13 protein-coding genes are annotated in these 14921 nt (G+C 55.0%); 9 read left to right on the top strand and 4 right to left on the bottom strand.

Annotation, left to right across the window (positions count from 1 at the left end; translation table 11 throughout):
• Positions 1-586 precede the first annotated feature (586 nt).
• The 4 genes from argC to argH all read left to right on the top strand — a co-directional run bounded on the left by argC (position 587) and on the right by argH (position 5650).
• Complete coding sequence (argC, locus tag ACXAGQ_RS06465) at positions 587-1600, top strand: N-acetyl-gamma-glutamyl-phosphate reductase (protein WP_475252661.1); 1014 nt, start codon at positions 587-589, stop codon at positions 1598-1600.
• Positions 1601-1617: 17 nt separating this feature from the next.
• Entirely contained in the window at positions 1618-2403 is a 786-nt protein-coding gene (gene argB / locus ACXAGQ_RS06460) for an acetylglutamate kinase (RefSeq protein WP_475252659.1), read from the top strand.
• Positions 2404-2504: 101 nt separating this feature from the next.
• Positions 2505-3713, top strand: coding sequence for an argininosuccinate synthase (locus tag ACXAGQ_RS06455; protein ID WP_317524066.1), 1209 nt, complete (start codon positions 2505-2507; stop codon positions 3711-3713).
• 59 nt (positions 3714-3772) lie between these two features.
• Positions 3773-5650 (top strand): argininosuccinate lyase, encoded by a 1878-nt coding sequence (gene argH / locus ACXAGQ_RS06450; protein ID WP_475252657.1) that lies wholly within the window; start codon positions 3773-3775, stop codon positions 5648-5650.
• A 59-nt stretch (positions 5651-5709) separates the two neighbouring features.
• Here the strand turns inward: argH and ACXAGQ_RS06445 are convergent, their stop codons facing one another.
• From ACXAGQ_RS06445 to ACXAGQ_RS06435, 3 genes are all read right to left on the bottom strand, one after another.
• Positions 5710-5979, bottom strand: a complete 270-nt coding sequence (locus ACXAGQ_RS06445) for a DUF3624 domain-containing protein (protein ID WP_475252655.1) — start codon at positions 5977-5979, stop codon at positions 5710-5712.
• Positions 5980-6100: 121 nt separating this feature from the next.
• Positions 6101-7552, bottom strand: a complete 1452-nt coding sequence (locus ACXAGQ_RS06440; protein WP_475252653.1) for a dihydrolipoyl dehydrogenase — start codon at positions 7550-7552, stop codon at positions 6101-6103.
• A 107-nt stretch (positions 7553-7659) separates the two neighbouring features.
• Positions 7660-8388: a glutathione peroxidase gene (locus tag ACXAGQ_RS06435; RefSeq protein WP_475252651.1), complete on the bottom strand. Its 729-nt coding sequence runs from the start codon at positions 8386-8388 to the stop codon at positions 7660-7662.
• A 156-nt stretch (positions 8389-8544) separates the two neighbouring features.
• Between ACXAGQ_RS06435 and oxyR the strand changes: the two genes are divergently transcribed.
• The gene (gene oxyR / locus ACXAGQ_RS06430) at positions 8545-9456 is read left to right on the top strand and encodes a DNA-binding transcriptional regulator OxyR (RefSeq protein WP_475252649.1); all 912 of its coding nucleotides are present in this window, start codon (positions 8545-8547) and stop codon (positions 9454-9456) included.
• Between the two features lie 87 nt (positions 9457-9543).
• Here oxyR and ACXAGQ_RS06425 read toward each other — a convergent pair whose 3' ends face one another.
• Positions 9544-12072, bottom strand: a complete 2529-nt coding sequence (locus ACXAGQ_RS06425; RefSeq protein WP_475252647.1) for a penicillin-binding protein 1A — start codon at positions 12070-12072, stop codon at positions 9544-9546.
• A 149-nt stretch (positions 12073-12221) separates the two neighbouring features.
• Here ACXAGQ_RS06425 and pilM point away from each other — a divergent pair, with 149 nt between their 5' ends.
• From pilM to ACXAGQ_RS06405, 4 genes are read left to right on the top strand one after another with little or no spacing between them, the layout of a single operon-like run.
• Entirely contained in the window at positions 12222-13223 is a 1002-nt protein-coding gene (pilM, locus tag ACXAGQ_RS06420; RefSeq protein WP_475252645.1) for a type IV pilus biogenesis protein PilM, read from the top strand.
• Entirely contained in the window at positions 13220-13795 is a 576-nt protein-coding gene (locus ACXAGQ_RS06415; protein ID WP_475252643.1) for a PilN domain-containing protein, read from the top strand. Before pilM ends, ACXAGQ_RS06415 begins: the two co-directional genes overlap by 4 nt.
• Complete coding sequence (locus ACXAGQ_RS06410) at positions 13792-14382, top strand: type IV pilus inner membrane component PilO (protein WP_475252641.1); 591 nt, start codon at positions 13792-13794, stop codon at positions 14380-14382. Before ACXAGQ_RS06415 ends, ACXAGQ_RS06410 begins: the two co-directional genes overlap by 4 nt.
• The gene (locus tag ACXAGQ_RS06405) at positions 14382-14906 is read left to right on the top strand and encodes a pilus assembly protein PilP (protein WP_475252640.1); all 525 of its coding nucleotides are present in this window, start codon (positions 14382-14384) and stop codon (positions 14904-14906) included. Before ACXAGQ_RS06410 ends, ACXAGQ_RS06405 begins: the two co-directional genes overlap by 1 nt.
• Positions 14907-14921 lie beyond the last annotated feature (15 nt).

Genomic DNA, 14921 nt, shown 5'->3' with positions numbered 1-14921 from the left:
ATTAACTCATTAGACAACAATCTAGCCGTGTTCAGGCTTTGAGGTCAACATTGATCGTCATAACTAGTAAGAAAACGACAGTGCATTGATTTTTATCATGTTATGAAACGGAGGGTGTAACAAAGTTTCTCTAAAATGGTCTTATAAGGCACAAAAACTGCGTGCTTGCTGTTCAATGTGTCGAGAAAGTTTTCATTTTCGGTGTGATTTAGAGCTTTGTGCTGCACGTTAAAAAGAATAAACAGGGTTAACCGCCGGCACCATACACCTTTTATTATTTTTTCCCGCTCAGGAGTTGACAGCAGGAGTAAATATCGGTAAACATATTAATTCAAAAGATGTGAATAAAAATATTGCATCAGGTTATGGTTAACAAACTAGGAATGTTAACCAAGCTGTATCAGAAAATGTAACGGAACTGAAATAGGTACGAAGCCCCATGAACCAAGCGACTAGCCAATCACAACACACCCTCCGACGACGCTGAGTTTCGCTTGGTGCCTCTGCGCACCCCATCCCGAGGCAGCCCTGCTGCTAGCTACACCCCTAAACCAAAGCACCCAAAACCAATAGACACGGATTGATTATGTTGAACACCTATATTATCGGTGCCAGCGGCTACACCGGCGCAGAGCTGGCCAAAATGGTACACCTACACCCAAAACTCAACTTGGCTGGGTTATTTGTTTCGGCCAACAGCCTTGACGCCAACAAGCCGATCAGTGAGTTGCACGGCCAGCTTAAGGGCATTGTCGACTTGCCATTGCAACCCCTTAGTTCACCGCAAGAGGTGGCTCAGCCTGGTGATATCGTATTGCTGGCAACCGCCCATGAAGTGAGCCATGACTTGGCGCCGGTATTCTTGGAGTGTGGCTGCCAGGTGTTTGACTTGTCCGGGGCGTTTCGGGTGCAGGGTGACGCGTTTTATACCCAGTTCTATGGCTTTGAACACCAGTTCCCGACGTGGTTGGAGCAAGCCGTATACGGCCTTGCCGAATGGAACCATGACGCGATTGCCAGTGCCCAGCTCGTTGCCGTACCTGGCTGTTACCCAACCGCTTCGCAGCTGACTTTAAAACCACTGCTAGAAAGCGGGCTCCTGGATCCCCAGCAATGGCCGGTGATCAATGCAGTCAGCGGTGTCTCCGGTGCAGGCCGCAAGGCGTCAATGACCAACAGCTTCTGCGAAGTCAGCCTGCAGGCATACGGTATTTTCAACCACCGCCACCAGCCTGAAATTGCTACCCACCTAGGCCAGGACGTTATCTTTACCCCCCACCTCGGCAACTTCAAGCGGGGGATCCTGGCGACCATCACAGCCAAGCTGGCCGACGGTGTTACCGCCGAGCAGGTAGAGGCAGCGATGCAAGCCGCTTACGGCGCTGACGGCGACAAGCATGCGGTTCGCCTGCTGGGCCAGCAGGCGGCGAAGCTACAGAGCGTGGTCGGTACCTGCTTCTGCGATATCGGCTGGCAGGTACAAGGTGGACACATTATTTTAACGTCTGCGATTGATAACTTGCTCAAGGGCGCATCGTCACAAGCGATGCAGTGCATAAATATTCGAAATGGTTTCCCTCAGCTTACAGCGTTGGTATAAAGGTTAGGAGAGTAGCGATGAGTCAGGTTCCTTTGGTAATTAAGCTCGGTGGTGCCGTACTGTCTTGCGGCGAGACCCTGGAAAAGTTGTTCGGTGCGATCAGCGCCTACCAGAAACAGGCGCAGCGCCCTTTGGTGCTGGTCCATGGCGGTGGCTACCTGGTAGATGATCTGATGGCCAAGTTGCAGCTGGAAACGGTAAAGAAAGAAGGGCTGCGCGTAACCCCGGCCGATCAAATCCCTTACATCGCCGGTGCATTGGCGGGAACTGCCAACAAGCTGCTGCAGGGGCAGGCACAAAAAGCCGGCGTTCCTGCCGTTGGCCTGAGCCTGGCTGACGGTGGCCTATGTAAGATCACCGAGCTGGATCCTGAACTGGGTGCGGTGGGCAAGGCCGAGCCGGGTGACAGTAGCTTGGTCAGCCAAATTATGGCTTCGGGCTTCTTGCCGATAATTAGCTCGATTGGCCTTGATGGCAACGGCCAGCTGATGAATGTCAATGCCGACCAGGCAGCCGTCGCTGTTGCGGCGGCGCTGGATGGTGAGCTGGTACTGCTTTCAGATGTTAGCGGCGTGCTGGACGGTAAGGGCAAGCTTATCAGCGAGCTAAACGAGCCACAGGCTGAAGCCTTGATTGCCCAGGCGGTGATCACCGACGGTATGGTGGTAAAAGTACGCGCAGCGTTTGAAGCCGCCAATGCCTTGGGGCGTTCGATTGAAGTGGCCACTTGGCGTTACCCGGACAAACTCGCGGCCTTGTTTGATGGCCAGAATATCGGCACCAAATTTTCCCCTCAGGCGTAAGGCCTGCGGTAAAGAACACACTTTTAGACACACGTTAGTACACACGGATTGAGATAGCGCCTGAGCGGGAAGACCGTCGAACAGGCAATCAGGAGAGAGTTATGAGCAAAGTAAATAAAGTAGTATTGGCTTATTCCGGCGGTCTGGACACCTCGGCAATCATTCCTTGGCTAAAGGAAAACTATGACTGTGAAGTCGTGGCATTCGTGGCCGATGTTGGTCAGGGTGAAGAAGAGCTGGAAGGCATCGAAGAGAAAGCGTTGGCTTCTGGTGCCTCTGCTTGCTACATCGCCGATCTGAAAGAAGAGATGGTCAAGGATTACATCTACCCGAGCCTGAAAACAGGTGCGGTGTACGAGGGTAAGTACCTGCTGGGTACCTCGATGGCCCGTCCGATTATTGCCAAGGCGCAGGTTGAGTGTGCGCTGGAAGTCGGTGCCGATGCCCTTTGTCATGGCTGTACCGGTAAGGGTAATGACCAGGTGCGTTTCGAAAGTGCCTATGCAGCGCTAGCCCCTCAGCTGGAAGTGATTGCCCCATGGCGTGAGTGGGACTTGCGTAGCCGTGAAGCCCTGCTGGATTACCTGGCCGAGCGTGATATCCCTTGTACGGCTTCGCTGGAGAAAATCTATTCCCGTGATGCCAATGCTTGGCATATCTCTACTGAAGGTGGCGTGCTGGAAGAGACTTGGAACCAGCCGAATGAACTGTGCTGGGTATGGACCAAGGATCCTGAAGACGCACCGGAAAAACCTGAGCAGGTTTCTATCCTGGTCGAGAAAGGCGAGATTGTGGCTGTTGACGGTGAAGCCATGTCGCCTTACAACGCGCTGGTTTACCTCAATCAGAAAGGTGCCGAGCACGGCGTTGGCCGTATCGATATCGTCGAGAACCGCCTGGTCGGGATCAAGTCCCGTGGCTGCTACGAAACCCCGGGTGGCACCATTATGAATGAAGCCCTACGTGCGGTAGAACAGTTAGTGCTGGACAAAGACTCGTTTGAGTTCCGTGAAAGTATTGGCCTGAAAGCCTCACACCTTATCTACGATGGCCGTTGGTTTACCCCGCTTTGCAAGTCTCTGCTGGCTGCTGCTGAAGAGCTGTCACAAGATGTGAGCGGCGAGGTTGTCGTTAAACTGTATAAAGGCCAAGCTACGGTAGTACAGAAGCGTTCGGCCAATAGCTTGTACTCCGAAGAGTTCGCGACCTTCGGTGAGGACGAGGTATACGATCACAGCCATGCTGGTGGCTTTATCCGCCTTTACTCGTTGGCAAGCCGTATCCGTGCGCTGAACGAACAAAAGAAATAACCCAGACCACGACATTATAAATAACGAGCAAGTCGAGCAAGATACATAGGAGAAAGGCCATGGCACTATGGGGCGGACGGTTCAGTCAGGCGGCTGACACACGGTTTAAGCAGTTCAACGACTCATTGCGTTTTGATTACCGTTTGGCGGAGCAGGACATCGTCGGCTCGATCGCCTGGTCGAAGGCGCTGCGCCAGGTCAATGTGCTGACGGACGAGGAGCAGCAGCGCCTCGAGTTGGCACTCAATGAGCTCAAGCTGGCAGTGATGGAGGATCCGAAGCAGATCCTGCGGTCTGATGCCGAAGATATCCATAGCTGGGTTGAGCAGCAGTTGATAGGCAAGGTCGGCGATTTGGGCAAGAAGCTCCACACGGGGCGTTCGCGTAATGACCAAGTCGCGACGGATCTCAAGCTATGGTGCCGCCAGCAGGGGCAGCAGTTGCTGCTAATGCTAGATCAGCTGCAGAACCAACTAGTGACTGTAGCCCGTCAGCATCAGGCAACCGTCCTGCCGGGTTATACCCATTTGCAGCGGGCACAGCCGGTGACCTTTGCTCATTGGTGTCTCGCTTATGTTGAAATGTTCGAGCGTGATTACTCGCGCTTGTCCGATGCGTTGGACAGGCTGGATACCTGTCCGCTGGGCTCGGGTGCGCTGGCCGGTACCGCTTACCCGATTGACCGTGAGGTGCTGGCCCACAGCCTGGGTTTCCAGCGTGCGACGCGTAACAGTCTGGATTCGGTGTCCGATCGTGACCATGTGATGGAGTTGCTGTCGACGGCGTCTATCTCGATGCTGCACCTGTCGCGGATGGCAGAAGATCTGATCTTCTACAACTCTGGTGAGTCCAATTTCATCGAGCTCGCTGATACGGTGACTTCTGGCTCCTCATTAATGCCACAGAAGAAAAACCCGGATGCGCTAGAGCTGATCCGTGGTAAGTGTGGCCGGGTCTACGGTGCAATGACCGGCATGATGATGACGGTCAAGGCGCTGCCGCTGGCCTATAACAAGGACATGCAGGAAGATAAAGAAGGCTTGTTCGATGCGCTGGACAGCTGGTACGAGTGTATGGAAATGGCTGCGCTGTGCTTTGAAGGCATCAAGGTCAACAAAGACAGGACGCTGGAAGCAGCGATGCAGGGTTACTCCAATGCCACCGAGCTGGCGGATTACCTCGTTGCTAAAGGGATCCCATTCCGTGAGGCCCACCATATTGTCGGTGTGGCGGTCGTCGCCGCCATCGAGAAGGGCTGTGCGCTTGAAGAGTTGTCACTGGCTGAGATGAAAGCCTTCTCCGAAGTGATTGATGAAGACGTGTATCCGATCCTGACTATCGAGTCGTGCCTTGAAAAACGCTGTGCGCTCGGCGGGGTTGCACCGAACCAGGTTGATTTTGCCATTGACCAGGCCGAGAAGCGCCTCGAGAAGCGCTACTCACCGGTGGTCAAGGTTCGCGGGGCACGCCTGACCGACCTCGATGCTATCGAAGGGATGGTGGCCTACTGGTCCGGCCTGGGTGAGAACCTGCCGCGGATGCGCAATGAGCTGGTGCGCGATATCGGCTCGTTTGCGGTAGCCGAGCACCACGGTACGGTCACCGGTTGCGCGTCGCTGTATGTGTATGATTCCGGCCTGGCCGAAATCCGCTCGCTGGGGGTGGAAGCTGGCTGGCAGCACCAGGGGCAGGGTAAGGCAATTGTCGATCATTTGATCGAGAAAGCCGGGCAGATGGCCATCAAGAAGGTGTTTGTACTGACCCGGGTACCGGAGTTCTTTATGAAGCAAGGCTTTGTACCGACCTCCAAGTCGCTGCTGCCTGAGAAGGTGATGAAAGATTGTGACCGCTGTCCGCGCCAGCACGCCTGTGATGAAGTGGCACTGGAAGTGCGGATGGATCAGGAGCAGGCGATCCCGACCGTGAATGTGGCATAAGCCGCTGCGGAGACACTGCGAAATAACAATTTAATTCTCTTAGTCTATTTGCCCGGCACTTATGTCGGGCTTTTTTTATTGGCCGGCTTTACACCAATTGCTTTTGTGCCCAGTTGCCAGGCGCGGATACCATGGGCAAGCAGCAGTAAAGTCATACTGCTGGCGGCAACAAACAGGGTGATGGCATCGATGGTGGTGGGGGAGTGGCGGTAGAAAATGAACCAGCTTGTCCAGCAGATAGGGCTTAATACCGATAACTGGCGGATACAGCGTCGGCAGCGGCCGAGTTTTTGCCAGAATTCAGAGTGAGTGCAGGCTTGGCATCCCATGTGGTTATTCTCCCTTATTGCCCCAAACAGTTTATCTTTGATGGCAGCAGCCGGAAACAAAAAAAGCCCTCATAAGGAGGGCTGGTCGTTAGTGCAAGGGAGAGTTCTTTTCAGTCAGGCCTTAGCAACCCGGGCCACAGTCAAGGCAGTGCTTGATCATTTCAGGGCCTAAGTGCAGTTTGGCGTTCAGGTCGCGCAGTGCAGTACGGACGCCTTCTTCGATAACCGGATGGTAGAAAGGCATATCCAGCATTTCGGCAACGGTCATCTTGTTCTGGTGGGCCCAGGCCAGGAGGTGCGCAAGGTGCTCGGCATTCGGGCCCATCATTTCGGCGCCCAGGAAGCGGCCGGTACCTTGCTCGCCGTAGACATGCAGCATGCCTTTGTTGCGTAGCATTACCCGGGAGCGGCCTTGGTTTTCGAATGAGACTTCACCGGTTTCGAAGCAACCGCATTGGCCCAGGCGCTCGGTGATTTCTTTGTAGGTTTCACCCACCATGGCAATCTGAGGATCCGAGAACACAGCAGAGATCTTCGAGCGGCGGTGGCCGGCACGGATATCCGGGAAGCGGCCGGCGTTGTCGCCTGCAATACGACCCTGGTCGGCAGCTTCGTGAAGCAGCGGGATCTGGTTGCTGGCATCACCGGCAACGAAAATCGACGCCACCGAGGTCTGCATCGTGTAGTAATCGGCTACCGGCACCCCGCGGGCATCCAGCTCCATGGTGGTGTTTTCGATATCCAGCTTGTCGACGTTCGGGCGGCGGCCGGTAGCGGCCAGTACGTACTCGACGTTGATGACTTGTAGGGCACCTTCTTTATCAAGGTATTGGATTTCGACTTCATCGCCGATACGCTTCATGCTCTCAACACGTACGTCGGCATCGAGGTAGAATTCTTCGTTAAACGCTTTGTCGGCGTAGGCCATCACTTCGGGATCCGTTAGCGGGCCGACCTGGCCACCCAGGCCGAACATCACCACCTCAACGCCAAGGCGCTTGAGTGACTGGCCGAGCTCTAGGCCGATAACGCCGGGGCCGAACACCGCGACCGCTTTTGGCAGGTCATCCCAGTTGAATACGTCATCGTTGATGATCAGGCGGTCACCCAACTCGTTCCATACGGCAGGGTAGGCCGGGCGTGAACCGGTTGCGATCACAATGCGCTTGGCATGGATGGTGGTATGGCCGTCAACAACCAGGGTGCTGTTGTCGATGAATTTGGCATAACCGGCAATTTTGTCTTCGGCTGGGATTTCGTCAACACCTTCCAGAACAAAGCCAACGAAACGGTCACGCTCGCGCTTGACACGGTCCATCACTTCCCGGCCATTGATGACGGTTTCACCTTGTGGGTGGATACCGAAACCAGGGGCTTTTTCGATCTGGTGAACGCTTTCTGCCGCTGCAATCAGCAACTTTGAAGGCATACAGCCGACGCGGGCACAGGTTGTGCCGTAAGGGCCGCCTTCAATCATCACAACGCTGTCGGTATGGGCTTTAGCGGCACGGTAAGCACCTAGGCCAGCGGTGCCACCACCGATCACTGCAACATCAACATTCAGGGTTTTCATATCTTCTCTCCATTCAGGCTTCGCCAGGTACACTCTGCCAGCCAAGCCCTGCAATCATTTTGCCGGTCTGGGCCTGTCAGGCAGGCCCTATTTGTTGTCTGTGGGTATTAGCCAAGAAACGCTTCTAGCTCTTCGCTACCGCCGATGTGCTTACCGCCGATGAATACCTGGGGTACCGTGCTGCGGCCTGAGATAGCGCGCAGGCTAACCGTGGTGGCATCTTTGCCCAGTACAACTTCTTCGTAGTTCAGCCCTTTGTCGATTAGGTTCTGTTTTGCTTTGGCACAGAAAGGACAGCCAGGTTTGGTAAATACCGTGATGGATTCTTGCAGCTTGTGTGCTGGCGCAATGTATCCCAGCATAGTGTCTGCATCAGAGACCTTGAACGGGTCGCCCGGCTCGTCGTTTTCGATAAACATTTTTTCGACGATACCGTTTTTCACCAGCATGCTGTAACGCCATGAACGGTCACCGAAGCCCAAGTCGTTTTTCTCGACCAGCATCCCCATTCCTTTCGAAAACTCGCCGTTACCGTCTGGAATAAAGGTGATGTTTTCGGCTTCCTGATCCGCTTTCCAAGCGTTCATCACAAAGGTGTCGTTAACAGACACGCACAGGATGTCGTCCACGCCGTGCTCGGCAAAGACCGACGCAAGCTCGTTGTAGCGAGGTAGGTGGCTCGAAGAGCATGTCGGGGTAAAGGCACCTGGCAGGCTGAACACAATCACAGTCTTGTCGGCAAATAGTTCTTGGGTCGTCACGTCTACCCACTGGTCGCCTTGGCGTGTGTGGAATGTCACTTGAGGGACGGCTTGGCCTTCTTTAGATGCGAACATAAAAATTTCCTTTGAATTAGTTAAGTTGTTTAGTGCAACTGGAGCGTATTCTGTCTGGCTCCCTGTTGATGTGATGATTATGCGATTTTGAGATTGATAGCTCTAATCGTTTGGTGCTATGGTTTTGATAGTTATTATCTATCAAAGTGGTAAGTGATGAATATTCGCGATCTTGAATATCTGGTGGCGCTGTCGGAGCACAAGCATTTCCGCAAGGCGGCTGAAGCCTGTTTTGTTAGCCAGCCGACGCTGAGCGGTCAGATCCGCAAGCTGGAAGAAGAGCTGGGTGTGGCACTGTTGGAGCGGACCAGCCGCAAGGTGCTGTTCACCGATGCAGGGTTGGCACTGGTGGCACAGGCGCAGAAGGTACTGTTGGAGGTCAAGGTGCTGACCGAGTTGGCCAGCCAGCAAGGTGGCAGTATGTCAGGGCCATTGCATATCGGTTTTATCCCGACGGTTGGGCCTTACCTGCTGCCGCATATTATTCCCCAGATAAAGGCCAGTTTCCCCGAGCTGGAGCTGTTCCTGCACGAAGCGCAAACCCATCAGTTGGTGCAGCAGCTAGAAGACGGCAAGCTAGATTGCATTATCCTGGCCGCGGTGAAAGAGAGCGAGCCGTTTATCGAACTGCCGCTGTACCATGAGCCGATGGTACTGGCGGTGCCGGAAGAGCACCCTTGGTCAGGCCGCCAGTCGCTGCCGATGGCAGAGCTGCATGGCCATACCTTGCTGATGCTGGGGGACGGGCACTGCCTACGTGATCAGGCGATGGGCTTCTGCTTTGCTGCTGGGGCTCAGGAAGACGGCAGCTTCAAGGCAACCAGCCTGGAGACTTTGCGAAACATGGTCGCAGCGGGGGGCGGGATCACCCTGATGCCGCAATTGGCGACCCCGAAAGAGCACCGCCGGGACGGGGTCTGCTACATCTCGGCTGAAGACCCGGTGCCGAGCCGACTTATTACTTTGGCGTACCGCCCGGGCTCGCCGCTCAAAGGGCGCTATGAAAAACTGGCTGAGTTGATCCAGGCACACCTGGAGGAGCAGCTTCCTGCGCCACAGTCAGCTTAAGTAATTGGTACCTGTAAACAAACAGAAACAAGAGAGATAAAAAAACAGAGCGCGATGCGCTCTGTTTTTGTTTTGGATTCAGGCTTTTTAGAACAGCTCGTCTGAGCTATCGGATTCGAAAATCCCCTCAGATGTTGAGTCACTGACCGACTCTGTTGGTTCGGTGCCTTCCTCGAAGTACTCAAACATCGACGTGAAATCGTTCTGGTTGCTAAGCTTGCCGCTGTCACGATCGATACGGACTTGGATGATGTCCTCAGGCAGTTGCTTGCGCTGGACGGGTACACCTTCCAGGGCAGTTTTCATGAACTCGATCCATGCTGGCTGGGCGGTTTTTGCCCCGGCCTCGGCGCCTGAGATCTGGTTCTTGTCCTGGTTGTTATTCCAGGCTGTGCGGCCTAGGTTGCGGCTGTGGTCATCGAAACCGACCCAAGCCGTCGCCACGATCCCCGGCGCGAAACCTGAGTACCAGGCATCTTTCGAGTCGTTGGTTGTCCCTGTCTTGCCACCGACATCACGGCGTTTGAGTACCTGGCCACGCCAGCCGGTACCGTTCCAGCCAGTGCCATGGCGCCAGTCACCGCCGCCCCAGATGTTGCTTTCCAGCATTTCACGTACCAGGAAGGCATTTTGCTCCGAGATCACCTGCTGGGCGTAGTGAGGGCCTTGCTGCTGCGGCTCGTCAACCAAATTCTCTTCGCTGATGGCAATATCGCTCAGGAAAGGACTCGAAGGCTGCTGCTGGGCGGTAAGGCCTTGCTGCTGCTGGCACTCGTCGTTGCACACCACAGTAGGGTTAGCCTGGAAGACCACGTTGCCGTAAGGATCCTCAACGCGATCGATAAAGTAAGGCTCGACGTAGTAGCCGCCGTTAGCGAACACGGCAAAGCCCTGTGCCACTTCCAGCGGGGTCAGGCTACCGGCACCCAGTGCCAAAGGCTCTGCGCGTGGCAGGTCTTTTTTCTTGAAGCCGAAGCGGGTCAGGAAGTCGATAGTTTCATCAAGGCCGACGTTTTGCAGGACGCGGACAGCCATGACGTTTTTCGACTGTGCCAGGCCGATACGCAGGCGGGTCGGGCCGTTGTATGTCGGTGGCGAATTCTTCGGACGCCATGCGGTACCCATGCTCTGATCCCAACGGTTGATCGGGGCATCGTTAACCATGCTAGCCAGCGTCATGCCGTTATCCAGTGCTGCTGAGTAGATGAATGGCTTGATGGCCGAGCCCACCTGGCGCACTGACTGGGTGGCACGGTTGAACTTGCTGTGGACGAAATTGAAACCACCGACCATTGCCTTGACCGCACCGTCTTGCGGCGAGACTGCCACAAACGCGGTATTGGCATCTGGTACCTGGCTCAGTACCCAGTTTTCGCCGCGCTGCTGAACCCAGATCTGCTGGCCGGCAGTCAGGATATCACTGGCGCTTTTCGGGGCCGGGCCCTGGCGGTTATCGGTAATGAACCTGCGGGCCCACTTCATGCCGTCCCACTCAAGGGTGTGCACGTCGCCGCCTTTAGCTTGTACGGTTGCGGTTTTGCCTTCCACCTGGGTGACTACTGCAGGGAGGAGCTGTCCGTAGGTCGGTTGCTTGGCAAGGTGGTCGTTGATTTGCTCGCCTGTCCATGCCGCTTGCTCTGGTTTCCACAGTGTTTCTACGGCACCGCGGAAACCGTGGCGCTGGTCGTAGCCTAGCAGGTTATCGATGGCTGCCTGCTGGGCAGCATTTTGCAGTTTCGGGTCAACCGTGGTGAAGACACGCATGCCGGAGGTATAAGCATCTTCGCCGTAGCGGTTGATCATCCAGGCACGGGCCTGTTCAGCAAAGTACGGGGCGCTAAGCTCAATTTCTGCGGTGTGGTAACGGGCAACCACAGGCTCGGCGCGGGCTTGGTCGAATTCGGCCTGGGTGATGTGGTTTTCAGCCAGCATACGCCCTAGGACAACATTACGGCGGGCTGTTGCGCGGCTAACCGAATAGAGCGGGTTCATGGTCGACGGGGCTTTTGGCAGGCCGGAAATAACGGCAATCTCGCTCAGTGTCAGCTGGCTGACCTCTTTGCCGTAATACACCTGTGCCGCGGCACCGACACCATAGGCGCGGTAGCCAAGGTAGATTTTGTTCAGGTACAGCTCGAGGATCTCATCTTTGGTCAGCAGCTGCTCGATATGGATAGCGATGAAGATCTCTTTGATCTTACGCATTATTTTCTTCTCGTTGGAGAGGAAGAAGTTACGCGCAAGCTGCTGGGTGATGGTACTTGCACCTTGCTTGGCCGAGCCAGAAGTTGCAACAACAAAGGCGGCACGGGCAATACCAATCGGGTCAATACCTGGGTGGTCATAATAGCGGCTGTCTTCAGTTGCCAGTACCGCATTGATCATCTGCGGTGGGATCTCATCAAGCGTGAGCGGGATCCTGCGCTGTTCGCCAAACTGGGAGATCAGCTTGCCATCCGCACTGAACACCTGCATAGGTGTCTGTAATTCTACATTTTTCAGGGTCGCTACATCAGGCAGTTCGGGCTTTACGTACAGGTAAAAACCAAAAATTGTAGTGACTCCAAGAATAATGCAAATCAATGCAAAAGTTAGTAATCGCTTTATGAACTTCACTTGAGATTTCCCGTTACACCAGTATTCATGCGTTTATTCGCTTTCCGCCAGTAGTATAAAGGTAACTTATGGAAAATTAACGCTAAAAAAGCTGGTGTTTGTTTTAAATAAGTAAATTGCTTTTCTGTCTAAAGGGAGCATAGCACGGTATGTTTCGTAACCCACTAACTATTGGGGTTGATATTGGTCATCACAGCATTAAAGCCGTGGTATTACGCCAGAAGAAGTCGGCCATGGAGCTTGTTGCTTTTGCCGAAGTTGTCTTACCCGCACCTGTACTGAATAAGCAGCATAACGTAAATGCCCCTGTTTTGTTGTCAGCGATGCGTAAATTAAAAAAAGCGCTGCCGTTTGGCGCCAGAAATGCAGCCTTGGCACTGCCTGACAGTGCTGTTATCAGCAAGGTGATCCAGCTAGACAGCCACCTCACCGATGATGAGTCGGTATTTGCCGTAGAGCAGGCCATCAGCGCCTCGTCCCCCTTCCCGGTCGAAGAGCTTCGGCTGGATTTTTTCCCAATGGTCGACGAGGTCTATAGCGAAAAGGTGCAGACCCAACCGGTGCAGGTTTATGCCACCCGCAAGGATACGGTAGACAGCCGGGTTGAGGTGATGCGCCAGGCCCGGTTCGAGCCGACTGTGATGGAGCTTCAGGCCCATGCGCTGGTGTGGCTCGAGCAATACCTGGCGGGGCAGCAAGGTGGCGAAGGAAACTGGGGAATTGTTGACATCGGCCACAGCACGACAGCTATCGGTATTAAGGGGCCGGCCGGGACGGTCTATCGCCGGGAAGTCTCTTTTGGCTGTGAAGAGGTGGTGGAGCAGGGAGAGCCAGTGATGTCCGTTGACGGAGGCAACACCGCTCGGGCTGAACAGTTTACCAAGTTATTGGCGGATAACTTGAAACGGCAGCTACAGCTCTATCGCACCACATACCCACGCTCAACCCTGGAGGGGATCTGGCTGGCGGGCGGCGGGCAAAGCCTGGTGCTTGAAGATATGTTGGCCAGGATGTTGTCGCTGTCGGTACGCAAGATCCATCCGCTGGCGGGGTTTCAGCGTTCGGCCAAGCTGGATCAAGCCCTGGAGGAAACGGCTTGCGGACAATATGCCGTGGCCGCTGGGCTAGCCATTCGGGGAGCCAGTCTATGATAGCCAAGGTAAATTTGCTGCCGTGGCGGGATGAAGGCAAAAAGCGCTACCGCCAACGGTTTGGCCTGATGCTATTCGGCACCGTTGCGACGGCGCTAGCGGCGGTCGGCGGCGGTGGCTGGCTGCTTGATTGGCAGCAAGATATTCAGTCAGCCCGCAATGCCCGGATCAGCCAGGAGGTGGCAGTGCTCGAGCAAAAACTGGCTTTGCTGCCGGAGATGGATTCCCAGCGTGAGGCCCTGATCCAGCGCTTGTCGGTGATCACTGATATCCAAAAAGGGCGCAACCATATTACCCAGCTGCTGAGTCTATTGCCCGGCCTGGTACCCCAAGGGGTATATCTCAACGAGATCGCCCTGACAGGCAATCACGTCAAGTTCAGCGGCACGGGAGAGTCAAACGGACACTTGGCCACTTTGCTGGCCAACGCCGAACAGTCCGTATGGATAGAAGGGATCACTATGCATTCGATAGTGCGTGCCGAGGAGGAGCAACCTTTGATCAACTTCAAGGCTTCCTTTGTGCTCAATTCGGTCCAGCCCGCCCACAACAACGAAAGGGCTGCCCAATGATTGACTGGAGAGAGCTGGAATTCGACGAAATGCCGGACTGGCCGGTGGCAGCCCAGGCCCTGGTGGCAGGCTTGCTGGCGGCGCTGGTGTTGCTAGCAGGGTATTGGTATTGGCTCACGCCAAAGCAAGCTGGGCTTGAGCAGCTGAAATATCAGGAGCAGGAGCTAAGGGTTCACCTTGCCCGCCGGGCCAACCAGGTTGCGGCGTTGCCAAAAGTGAGGGATCAGGTGGTAATCCTACAGGACCGCTACCAGCAGGTGGTGAAGCAGCTGCCTGAAGAAGACGAACTGTCCAGCTTGCTGGCGAGCGTGAATGATATCGGAGTGAGCAATGGGTTGGTGTTCCAGCGTATCGAATGGGCACCGAGAATAGAACGCCCGTTGTATTTTGAACTGCCGATCCACATCAATGTCACTGGCCACTACGAGGATATCGGGCGCTTTGCTGCTGATATTGCACACTTGCCCCGGGTGGTCTTGCTCAAGGATATCGACCTGCGCCGGAGCGAGCCGGATCAGGCCCAGCTGCAGCTCAAAGTATCCGCAACAACCTTCCGGTTCAAAACGCCGCCGATGGAGGGGAGCTGATGAGTCTTAAACCTGTGTTTCTAGTGGCGGCGGTGATTGGTCTGGCAGGATGCCAGGCGAATGAAGGCTCCGTCGAACAGTTTATCAACCAGACACACCTTCATGCCGTGGCCCAGGTGGAGCCGCTGGACGAGCAGGCGGTATTTGTTGCCGAGAAATTCGTCATGAGCCGCGACAGGGTGCCGTTCTTGCTACCCCAACCTGAAGTCGGGGTGATAGCGCAGGGGGAAGGCCGGGCCTGTTGGCAACCCTCAGCCCGCAAATACACGTCCTCCCTAGAGAATTACGCGCTAGAACAGCTGAGCATGAGGGGGGTGATCGGTGCCCCAAGCAACAAGGAATGGGCGTTGATTTATACCCCTCAAGGAGCCTTGGTCCGGGTGCAGGAGGGCAGTTACATCGGCCGCAATCACGGCCGGGTGCTGGAGATCATGCCTGATAAGGTCGCTATCGAAGAAATTATGCCAGACGGTGACGGGTGCTGGCTAAGAATACCCGCCACCCTGAAGCTGGCGTCGAAATAAGCACAAGAATTAGAG

The sequence above is a fragment of the Photobacterium sp. ABD4_091 genome, from assembly GCF_056160145.1.
The sequence above is the reverse complement of the archived record's forward strand: the minus strand, read 5'-3'. Positions and strand labels throughout refer to the sequence as shown.

What these genes read in the sequence shown, in the direction of transcription:
- argC (WP_475252661.1), top strand. Translation starts at nt 587, where the DNA reads ATGTTGAACACCTATATTATCGGTGCCAGCGGCTACACCGGCGCAGAG.
- argB (WP_475252659.1), top strand. Translation starts at nt 1,618, where the DNA reads ATGAGTCAGGTTCCTTTGGTAATTAAGCTCGGTGGTGCCGTACTGTCT.
- ACXAGQ_RS06455 (WP_317524066.1), top strand. Translation starts at nt 2,505, where the DNA reads ATGAGCAAAGTAAATAAAGTAGTATTGGCTTATTCCGGCGGTCTGGAC.
- argH (WP_475252657.1), top strand. Translation starts at nt 3,773, where the DNA reads ATGGCACTATGGGGCGGACGGTTCAGTCAGGCGGCTGACACACGGTTT.
- ACXAGQ_RS06445 (WP_475252655.1), bottom strand. Translation starts at nt 5,979, where the DNA reads ATGGGATGCCAAGCCTGCACTCACTCTGAATTCTGGCAAAAACTCGGC.
- ACXAGQ_RS06440 (WP_475252653.1), bottom strand. Translation starts at nt 7,552, where the DNA reads ATGAAAACCCTGAATGTTGATGTTGCAGTGATCGGTGGTGGCACCGCT.
- ACXAGQ_RS06435 (WP_475252651.1), bottom strand. Translation starts at nt 8,388, where the DNA reads ATGTTCGCATCTAAAGAAGGCCAAGCCGTCCCTCAAGTGACATTCCAC.
- oxyR (WP_475252649.1), top strand. Translation starts at nt 8,545, where the DNA reads ATGAATATTCGCGATCTTGAATATCTGGTGGCGCTGTCGGAGCACAAG.
- pilM (WP_475252645.1), top strand. Translation starts at nt 12,222, where the DNA reads ATGTTTCGTAACCCACTAACTATTGGGGTTGATATTGGTCATCACAGC.
- ACXAGQ_RS06415 (WP_475252643.1), top strand. Translation starts at nt 13,220, where the DNA reads ATGATAGCCAAGGTAAATTTGCTGCCGTGGCGGGATGAAGGCAAAAAG.
- ACXAGQ_RS06410 (WP_475252641.1), top strand. Translation starts at nt 13,792, where the DNA reads ATGATTGACTGGAGAGAGCTGGAATTCGACGAAATGCCGGACTGGCCG.
- ACXAGQ_RS06405 (WP_475252640.1), top strand. Translation starts at nt 14,382, where the DNA reads ATGAGTCTTAAACCTGTGTTTCTAGTGGCGGCGGTGATTGGTCTGGCA.